General features: G+C 70.9%; 9 protein-coding genes. 2 read left to right on the top strand and 7 right to left on the bottom strand.

The genetic code is table 11. The features are described 5' to 3' along the window. Positions 1-194: 194 nt before the first annotated feature. The 3 genes from EQG76_RS02295 to EQG76_RS02285 are packed head-to-tail and all read right to left on the bottom strand — an operon-like array spanning position 195 to position 2,375. Positions 195-632: an EamA family transporter gene (locus EQG76_RS02295; protein ID WP_159710245.1), complete on the bottom strand. Its 438-nt coding sequence runs from the start codon at positions 630-632 to the stop codon at positions 195-197. Positions 633-636: 4 nt separating this feature from the next. Beyond that, the gene (locus EQG76_RS02290; RefSeq protein ID WP_159710243.1) at positions 637-1,494 is read right to left on the bottom strand and encodes an amidohydrolase family protein; all 858 of its coding nucleotides are present in this window, start codon (positions 1,492-1,494) and stop codon (positions 637-639) included. Between the two features lie 56 nt (positions 1,495-1,550). Further along, positions 1,551-2,375, bottom strand: coding sequence for a carbon-nitrogen hydrolase family protein (locus EQG76_RS02285; RefSeq protein WP_159710241.1), 825 nt, complete (start codon positions 2,373-2,375; stop codon positions 1,551-1,553). Between the two features lie 110 nt (positions 2,376-2,485). Between EQG76_RS02285 and EQG76_RS02280 the strand changes: the two genes are divergently transcribed. After that, positions 2,486-3,334 (top strand): EamA family transporter, encoded by an 849-nt coding sequence (locus EQG76_RS02280; RefSeq protein ID WP_159710239.1) that lies wholly within the window; start codon positions 2,486-2,488, stop codon positions 3,332-3,334. Positions 3,335-3,420: 86 nt separating this feature from the next. Then, positions 3,421-4,668 carry an MFS transporter gene (locus EQG76_RS02275; protein WP_159710237.1) on the top strand — a complete coding sequence of 416 codons (1,248 nt, stop codon included), beginning with the start codon at positions 3,421-3,423 and terminating at the stop codon, positions 4,666-4,668. 619 nt (positions 4,669-5,287) lie between these two features. Here the strand turns inward: EQG76_RS02275 and EQG76_RS02270 are convergent. From EQG76_RS02270 to fliM, 4 genes are all read right to left on the bottom strand, one after another. Next, positions 5,288-5,701: a hypothetical protein gene (locus EQG76_RS02270; RefSeq protein ID WP_159710235.1), complete on the bottom strand. Its 414-nt coding sequence runs from the start codon at positions 5,699-5,701 to the stop codon at positions 5,288-5,290. A gap of 584 nt (positions 5,702-6,285) precedes the next feature. Continuing rightward, positions 6,286-6,924, bottom strand: a complete 639-nt coding sequence (locus EQG76_RS02265; protein WP_159710233.1) for a MotE family protein — start codon at positions 6,922-6,924, stop codon at positions 6,286-6,288. Further along, complete coding sequence (locus tag EQG76_RS02260; RefSeq protein ID WP_159710231.1) at positions 6,924-7,376, bottom strand: DUF6468 domain-containing protein; 453 nt, start codon at positions 7,374-7,376, stop codon at positions 6,924-6,926. The genes EQG76_RS02265 and EQG76_RS02260 overlap by 1 nt, the downstream gene beginning before the upstream one ends. Further along, the gene (gene fliM, locus EQG76_RS02255; RefSeq protein ID WP_235031167.1) at positions 7,369-8,394 is read right to left on the bottom strand and encodes a flagellar motor switch protein FliM; all 1,026 of its coding nucleotides are present in this window, start codon (positions 8,392-8,394) and stop codon (positions 7,369-7,371) included. Before fliM ends, EQG76_RS02260 begins: the two co-directional genes overlap by 8 nt. Positions 8,395-8,408 lie beyond the last annotated feature (14 nt).

Below are 8,408 nucleotides of genomic sequence, written 5' to 3'. Positions count from 1 at the left end.
GCGGGCTCGGTGGTGCTGAACCCGGTGCCGGCGCGCACCACGGTCGCGGGCGTGCCGGCCAAGGCAGTGAAGGTCGCACCCTCCTGCGACACCTCGCGCAGCGCCGACGAGATCCTGAGCGAACTGTCCTACGCGGCGTTCGACTACACGATCTGATCCCCGAGACCCGGCTCTGGGCTGGTCGTTTCACCTGCTCAGCCGCGCCAGGCCAGGATCAGGGTGCCGGTGGCGATCAGGCCTACACCCAGCCAGCCCGCGGCCGAGAGCCGCTCGCCCAGGAACAACACGCCCATCACGGCGATCAGCACCACGCTGAGCTTGTCGACCGGTGCCACCTTGGCGACCTCGCCCAGCTGCAACGCCCGGAAGTAGCAGACCCAGGACGCACCGGTGGCGAGGCCGGACAGGACCAGGAAGACCCAGCTGCGCAACGGGACCGGCCCGTCCAGCCGCCACTTGCCGGTCATGGCCAGGATCAGGCCCAGTGCCAGGATCACCACCGCCGTGCGCAGGAAGGTGGCGAGGTCCGGGTCGATCCCGCTTACGCCGAGCTTGGCGAACAGCGCGGTGAGCGCCGCGCAGCAGGCGGCGAGTGTCGCCCAGAACTGCCAGCTGCCGGCCAGTGCCGCCATCCGCTCAGCCTGGCAGCCGGTACCAGTGCCTGGCGTTGTCACGGAAGATCCGCTGCCGCTCCTCGCGCGAAAGATGTGCCGTGGCGCGGTCCAAGATCTCCACCCAGTCCGCATAGGGTAGGGCCAGGATCGAGACCGGCCAGTCGCCGCCGAACATCACCCGTTCGCTGCCGAACACGTCGAGTGCCCGGTCCATGTAGGGCCGGATCTCCGCCTCGCGCCAGTCGGCATGGTCGGCCTCGGTGGCGACCCCGCTGAGCTTGCAGATCACGTTGGGAAAGGCGGCCAGTGCCTTGATGAAGGTCCACCAGGGCTCGACGATCCCGGCCTTGATCCCAGGCTTGCCGATATGGTCCAGGACGAACCGCACCTCGGGGTGCCGCGCCACCAGTTCCAGTACCGCCGGAAACTGCCGGTGGAAGATGCACAGCTCGAAATGGAAGCCGTATTTCGGCAGGAGTGCCAAGCCCGCCTGGAAGTCCGGGCGCAGGCAGAAGGCGTCGTCCGCCTCATTCTGCAGGAGCCGGCGCACGCCCTTGACCAGGCCCAGACCGGCCAGTGCCTCCAGGTGCGGCGCCACGGCGGCACCATTCTCCACGGGCGCATGGGCGACGATCCCGGCAAGGCGCGGATCAGCCTCAGCCATGGCGGCAATGCGCCTGGCCTCGTCCAGGCTGCGCCCCGGCACGACGTCGCATTCCACGAACACGATCTGCTCGAGCTGGACAGCACGGCGAGCCTCGTCCAGCTCGGCCAGACCGAACGGGCGGTTCAGTGCCGGTACCCCGGCGCACCAGTCCATCGGGATCTCGGCCGGGTCCCAGAGATGGACATGGGTGTCGACGATGGCGAAGTCGGGCATGCGTGCCTCCCCCTCTTGCTTGGTCTGCTGGAGCGTATTGGCGGGCCTGGAGTGGCTCAGCCGCCCCAGGGCTCGATCAGCCGGTGATGACGGTGCGTCGGGATCAGCCGGCGCGCCTCGCGGACGCGCGCCGGGTCGAGCCGGGCGGTGATCCAGCCGGGTCCTTCGCTCGCCTGCGCCACCACCGTGCCCCAGGGATCCACCACCATGGAATGGCCCCAGGACTGCCGGCCGCTGGACGGGTGCCGCCCGGTCTGCGCGGCGGCCAGCACATAGGCGCCGTGCTCGATGGCCCGGGCGCGCAACAGCACCTCCCAGTGGTCCTTGCCAGTCTGCAGGGTGAACACCGACGGCACCAGGAACGCGTCGGCACCCTGGCGGGCCAGGTGCTGGAACAGCTCGGCAAAGCGCAGATCGTAGCAGATCGTGCAGCCGAAGTGGAACCCGCCGGCCTCGAAGCGCGCCAGCTCCGCGCCCGGGACGAAGCGCTCGCTCTCGCGAAAGCTCTGCCCGTCCGGTGCGGTGACGTCGAACAGGTGGATCTTGCGGTAGGTCGCGACGATCGCACCGTCCGACCCCACCACGACCGAGCTGTTGAAGGCGCGCCCGTCCGGGCCGGCCTCGATGAAGCTGCCGCCATGGATGGTGATGCGGTGGCGCCGGGCGAGCTCGCGCAGCAGGGTGGTGGTGGGCCCGTCCGGGATCGTCTCGGTCGCGGCAGCACGGGCTTCCCGGCCGCCACCGATCAGGGTGAACGCCTCGGGCAGGGCCACCAGGTCCGGTCGGTCCGCCTCGACCGCCCGCTCAATCCAGGTGGCCGCCGCCTGCCGGTTGGCGTCAGGATCGATATCGGCGGTAAGCTGGATCAAGGAGACGCGCATGCGTCCTCCGGTTCGGGCTCGACAAACGGCAGGGCCAGGCGCTACGGCCGGCTGTCTTGGCGCCACCCTGGCACATCCGCGTCGGGTCGTCCAAGGGCGGACCCGGACCGATGGCCCCCACGGTGTTCCTCGTCGTCATCCTGGCCGCGGGGCTCCATGCCAGCTGGAACGCGCTGGTCAAGACCAGTGGCGATCCCGAACTGCGCCTGGCGCTGGCGGGCCTCGTGATTTCGGCGATGATGCTGCCGCTCTGCCTGCTGGTGCCGCCGCCGCCGGCTGCCGCCTGGCCGTGGCTGCTGGGCTCGCTCATTTCACACCTGTTCTACTACGAGCTGCTGGCACGGGCCTACCGGCTGGGCGACCTCTCCCAGGTCTATCCGGTGACCCGCGGCCTGGCTCCGCCGGTAGCGGCACTGCTCGCCTGGCTGCTCCTGGATGAAAGTCTGGAGCCGGCGGGCGTGGCCGCGGTCGTGGTGATCGGCCTCGGCATCGTGGCGCTGGCCGCCGGGCCGGGCGGCGGCATGGCTGGCCGGCGGGCACTGGTGCCGGCGGTCCTGAACGCCTGTGTGATCGGCGGCTACACAATCTGCGACGGCATGGGTGCGCGCACCGCCGGCGATGCCTGGAGCTACGTGGTCTGGCTGTTCGTGCTGGACGGGCTGCCGTTCGCGGCCCTGGTGCTGGCGCGACGCAAGGGGGCGCTCGTGCGGGCAGCACCGCTGCTCTGGCGGCCGGCTGCTCTTGCCGGGATCATGTCGCTCTCCGCCTACGCCCTGGTGATCTGGGCGATGACCCGGGCACCAATCGCTTATGTCTCCGCCCTGCGCGAGACCTCGGTGGTGCTGGCAGCCTGGATGGGCACGCGCCTGCTCCACGAGCCGTTCGGCCGGCGCCGCGTCGCCTGCGCGGCATTGGTGGCCCTGGGCGTGGCCGCCCTGCAGCTGAGCCGGGTGCGCTAGCCGGGCATGGTCTCGGGTGCGGCCGGTGGATGGCCCCGGCACTGGCGGGGTTTCGTCTACGCGCGCCGGGGGGTAGGACTGGCCGCATGAACGTCCTGCCAGTCAGCCAGAAGCCGCGCGGGGTTTCCTTGAGCCGCAACCTCGCGGTCCTGGCGCTGTGCCAGGCGCTGTTCTTCGTCGCCAACACCGTCACCATCAGCACCTCGCCGCTGGTGGGGCTCGCCCTGGCGCCGAGCCCGGTGCTGGCCACCGTGCCGCTGGGCATACAGTTCGCGGGCACCATGGCGGCGACGCTGCCGGCTTCGCTGCTGATGGGGAGGTACGGCCGGCGGGCCGGGCTGATGCTGGGCTGCCTGGTTGGGGGCCTGTCCGGCCTGTGCGGCTACCTGGCGATCATGCGCGCCGACTTCGTGCTGTTCTGTCTGGCGGGCGTGCTCTACGGCGTGTTCTCGGCCTTCTGCCAGTATTTCCGCTTCGCGGCGGCCGATGCGGCGGACGCGTCCTGCTGTGGCGGCGGCAGCCATGCCGGCCGCGATCCGGCACCGCTGCGCGCCCGGGCGATCGGCTGGGTGCTGGCCGGCGGCACCATCGCGGCCGTCGCGGGGCCGGAGCTGGCCAAGGCGACCCGCGACCTGTTCGCCCCCATCATGTTCGCCGGCAGCCAGCTGGCGGTGCTCGCGGTGGCCGGGGTCGCCTGCCTGATCCTCCTGGCGCTCGACGTGCCGGTGCTGCAGCCGCGCCAGGCGGACGGCCCCGGGCGCTCCTTGCCCGAACTCGCCGCCGATCCGGCGATCCGTCGCGCCTTCGCCATCGCGCTGGTCGCCTACGTCTCCATGAACCTGCTCATGACCGCCACGCCGCTCACCATGCTGGACTGCGGCTTCGGCTTCGATGCCAGCGCCAGCGTCATTCAGTGGCATGTGGTCGGCATGTTCGCGCCGAGCTTCGTCTCAGGCGGGCTGGTGGCGCGATTTGGCGCCAGGCGGGTGGTGCTGGCCGGCGCCGCCACCATGCTGGCCTGCATCGGCGTGGCCCTGGTCGGGCAGGAACTCGGCAATTTCGCCCTCGGCCTCCTGCTGCTCGGGATCGGCTGGAACCTGATGTTCGTGGGCGCCACCACCATGCTGACGGGCGCCTACACGCCTGCGGAGAAGGCGAGGGTGCAGGGGCTGCACGACCTCCTCCTGTTCACCTGCGTAGCCGCCTCCGCCAGCCTGTCCGGCGCGCTGCAGGCGACGATCGGCTGGCAGGCGATGAACCTGACGATGCTGCCGGGCCTGCTCCTGGTGGCCTTCCTGGCCATTGGCCCGGCACCCACCGCACGCGCGACCTGACCACCGAGGAACCCCCGTACCCGCAGGCGGCGCGATGCGGCGGCGCTGCCGCCGGGCCGGGCGTCGGCGGGTCCGAGGGCGCCGGTGACGGACTGCGGGACCATCCTGGCGACGCACCGCGGCGATCGCGGACCAGCCGGTTGCCATTGCTCCGGCCGCTGCTGGTCCCTTGGCCGGCCCCGCCTTACGTGATGGGCCGGCGAGCTACCCGGCAGCTGCTGAAGGGTCGAGCTGGCCGCAGGTCCCGCCGCCAATCAGAAAGGCGAGCGGCCGCCCATGACGGGTGCGGCGGACCCAGTGTTCGGAAGCCCGGATGCCGGCTGAATGACCAAACGGTCCTTCACCGTCGGCAGGCAATCCGACGAGCGGCGGCGTGCCTCAGCTGCTGGCGCCTTCTTCCTACAGCGGAGCTGGGCGCAGACCGCCGATGAGGACGGCATACCCGGAGGTTTCACCCCCGTCTGGCGACGGATGAACGGCGGCCGCTGGAAGCCGCTGTCAGGTCGTCCGGTTCAGCTCGAGAAATCTTGGCCAGCCCGCTTGAGAGGGGAGCGGCGATGGCCGGACAAAACGCTTGCGCCGGCAGGCCACGAAGCGGCGGTCACCGGCGCAGACGCGGTCAAGGCAGGTCGGCCGTGCCGATCTTGGTGCCGAACAGCGGCAGCGCGTGCGCGGCACGCAGCACCATCCCGTCGATCTCCAGGGGGGAGTCGCCGGACATGATTCGGGTGCGCAGCCGCCAGCCGGAGAGATCGTAGAACAGATCCGGCTTCACCCGGTCGTTCTCCGGCCGGAGCGCCACGCCCACCGCACCCGCCTGTAGGGCGATCTCCCCGAACGCCTCGCCCTCCGCCAACCCCTGGCGCAAGCTGTGCGGTCCGCCAAGTGCTACCTCCAGGGGCCCCGCCTGGCGGAGATGCAGATCCGGCGGGCGTACGGTGAGGTCGAGCAGGCGCTGGTTCTGGCCGGCCGCCTGGCCGGGGCCGGCCAGCCCCGCCCCCAGCGCCAGCACCATGCAGACCAGCACCGGCACACCGACGCGCGTTCTGCAGGAGGACGGGCTGCAGGAAGCACTGCCCAGGGCGCAAGCGCCCCACCTAGCCGGTCGAGGCAAAGGTGCCATGGTGACCCCCCAGATATGATCCACCACGAGAACACCATGCGCCGATCTCGGACCAGGTCAAGGCGAGCTGCGCAAATCCACCACCCTGTGTCCCGGCCGCGACAATTCCTCCGGGCTCGCCCCACCGACGCCCGTGGATTGAGCTGCCTGGCTCCGGGCAGCCGGCCGCGATCAGGTCCCTGGACGAGCGGGCACCGGCCATGCCGCGTCGCCATTGGCGCTGCGCTCGTTCCTCTTCATCATGACGATGTCGGCAGCACTGGGTGCTCGATAGAGCAGGGTGGTCGAACCCGATCTGACCCCTGACACAGAGGAAAGCGGATCACTGCCGGACAGGCAGTGCCGGTGACAGCCAGATCCCGCCTCTGCCGGCCCCTATTGCTGGTTGGAGGCGACAGGACCCGGCGTGGCAGTAGGGCGCGCGGTCGCGGCCCGGTTGCGGTCCGGCGGCGCCAGAATCGCCCAGGCGATGCCGCGACCGGTCTCAGCGGGTCTCAGGGGAGGGCCAGCCTGGCGCTCAGCGCGCTGGCTCGCTCGGGCGACATCTGCTGGATGATCAGGGCGGCCTTGCCGTCGCGCATCCGCCGCGCGATCGCCGCCACCTCCTCGACCGGGACATGGTCCAGGATCGAGGCGGCGCGCTTGGGCTTCATGGTCTCGTACAGGCGCGCCAGGCGCGCGGCACGCTCTTCCTGCTCGGCTTCGGCCCGTTCGGCCGCGTCGTCCTGTTCCTGGCGCAGCGCCTGCAGCGTCGCCACCTCCACGCGTAGCTTCTCCGCCAGATCGTGCAGCGCCGCCTCGCGCGCGGCCAGGTCCCGCTCGCGCCGGCTGAGCTCGCTGCGCTGCGCCTCGATCTCGCCGGCGGCGGCTGCCAACAGGTCGGGCATCCGTTCCGCATCCGGCAGGCCGGACCCTGCCGCCGGTTCCACATCCACCAGGCCCGTGCCGTCCAGCCGGGCCGCGCTGCGCTCCGCGAGCAGATCTTGGGCCAGCCACAGACCGGCGGCCAGCAGGCCCAGGGGCAGCAGGAGGGCCAGGCGCAACGCGGAGCTCCCGTAAACCTGCCGGAAGGTCCGCCCGGCCCTGGCCTGGTCCGGGGCGGCTATGGCTGGCCCGGCGCGTCGCCGCATCATCAGCGCAGGTCCCGGATCGCTTGGCGGATCCGCTCGTGCGGCGAGACCGGATCCTGGGTGCGTTCTGGCCACTCTAACGGCGAAGCGGCCACAGACTGCCGCGTGGCATGCTGGCGGAAGGTCTCCGCGGCGGCCGGCGCCAGGACGGTCGCCTCGCGCAGGGCGCGCACGCCGTCCTCGGCCGCCGTGACCAGCTGGCGTAGCTCGCCGGCCAGCGCCTCGGCCTCACCCCGCTGGCGCTGCCAATGCCGACCCAGCCCCTCGGCCATCGCCCGCATCTCCCGGATCGCGGTCTCGGCGCGGCCGGTCGCCGTCATCAGGTCGCTGACGAACTGGCCGATGCCATCGCCGCCACGGCGGAGCGTCGCCAGGCGGCGATGCAGCAGCGCGCTCCAGCCGATCGCGGCCAGCAGCAGCACGACCAGCACCACCTGCAGCGCCATCTCAAGCATCGCCATCCTCCCGGCGCTCGATCCGCTTCTCCACCCGGACCGCCAGCCGTTCGCCCTGCCGGCCCATCCGCCCGCTCAGCATCGGCACGGCGCCGCAGCGCAGCACCACCTCGCTGTCCGGGCGGGTGTTCAGCAGCAGGAGCGAGCCGACCTTCAGGCGCATCACGTCCTGCAGGCTCACCGACTGCTCGTCGAGCACCGCGTCGAGGGTGACGCTGGTCTGCCGCATCTCGCGGGCGAGATGGTTCTCCCAGATCGAATCCCGGCCGAACTTCTCGCCCATGAACATCTGGAGCAGCGTGTCGCGGACCGGCTCCAGCGTGGCATAGGGCAGGAGGAACTCGATCATCCCGCCGCGCGTGTCCATGTCGATCCGCATGCGCACGACCACGCAGGCATTGCCCGGCCGGGCGATCGCCGCGAAGCGCGGGTTGGTCTCGATCCGCTCGAAGCGCATGTCGATCCGGGTGATCGGCGCGAACGCGGTGGACAGGTCGGCCAGCACCAGCCGGATCAGCCGTTCCACCAGGCTGGCCTCGATCGTGGTGTAGGGGCGGCCCTCGATCCGCATGGTCGAGCAGCCGCGCCGGCCGCCGAGCAACACGTCGACGATGCTGTAGATCATCGGGCTGTCGACCGTGACCAGCCCATAATTGTCCCACTCCTCCGCCCGGAACACGCCCAGCATCGCCGGCAGCGGCACGCCTTCCAGGTAGTCGCCGAACCGGCGCGCGTAGATGTTCTCGATGTGGATGTCGACATTCTCGGCAGTGAAGTTGCGCAGGCTGGTGGTCAGCATCCGCTCCAGCCGGTCGAACACGATCTCGAGCATCGGCAGGCGCTCATAGGTCACGCCCGCAGCGCTCACCAGCGCCTGCACACCCTGCTTCGCCCCAGCTTCGCAGCCGGCCGTGAAGCCCAGGAGATTGTCGATCTCCTCCTGGTTCAGGATCCGGTCCTCGCCGGGCGGCTCGTCCGCCCGATGTCCGTGGCCGGAAGCTGACACGCTGCCGCTCATCCCGGCTCTCCCAT

The sequence above is a fragment of the Geminicoccus flavidas genome, assembly GCF_009806515.1.
GTDB classification, from domain to species: domain Bacteria; phylum Pseudomonadota; class Alphaproteobacteria; order Geminicoccales; family Geminicoccaceae; genus Geminicoccus; species Geminicoccus flavidus.
Note: the sequence above shows the minus strand (reverse complement) of the source record. Positions and strands in the feature narration are given on the sequence as shown.

Excerpts from the sequence above, each read along its gene's own strand:
- fliM (WP_235031167.1), bottom strand. The coding sequence starts at position 8,394 with ATGAGCGGCAGCGTGTCAGCTTCCGGCCACGGACATCGGGCGGACGAG.
- EQG76_RS02265 (WP_159710233.1), bottom strand. The coding sequence starts at position 6,924 with ATGATGCGGCGACGCGCCGGGCCAGCCATAGCCGCCCCGGACCAGGCC.
- EQG76_RS02290 (WP_159710243.1), bottom strand. The coding sequence starts at position 1,494 with ATGCCCGACTTCGCCATCGTCGACACCCATGTCCATCTCTGGGACCCG.
- EQG76_RS02275 (WP_159710237.1), top strand. The coding sequence starts at position 3,421 with ATGAACGTCCTGCCAGTCAGCCAGAAGCCGCGCGGGGTTTCCTTGAGC.
- EQG76_RS02280 (WP_159710239.1), top strand. The coding sequence starts at position 2,486 with ATGGCCCCCACGGTGTTCCTCGTCGTCATCCTGGCCGCGGGGCTCCAT.
- EQG76_RS02285 (WP_159710241.1), bottom strand. The coding sequence starts at position 2,375 with ATGCGCGTCTCCTTGATCCAGCTTACCGCCGATATCGATCCTGACGCC.
- EQG76_RS02295 (WP_159710245.1), bottom strand. The coding sequence starts at position 632 with ATGGCGGCACTGGCCGGCAGCTGGCAGTTCTGGGCGACACTCGCCGCC.
- EQG76_RS02260 (WP_159710231.1), bottom strand. The coding sequence starts at position 7,376 with ATGCTTGAGATGGCGCTGCAGGTGGTGCTGGTCGTGCTGCTGCTGGCC.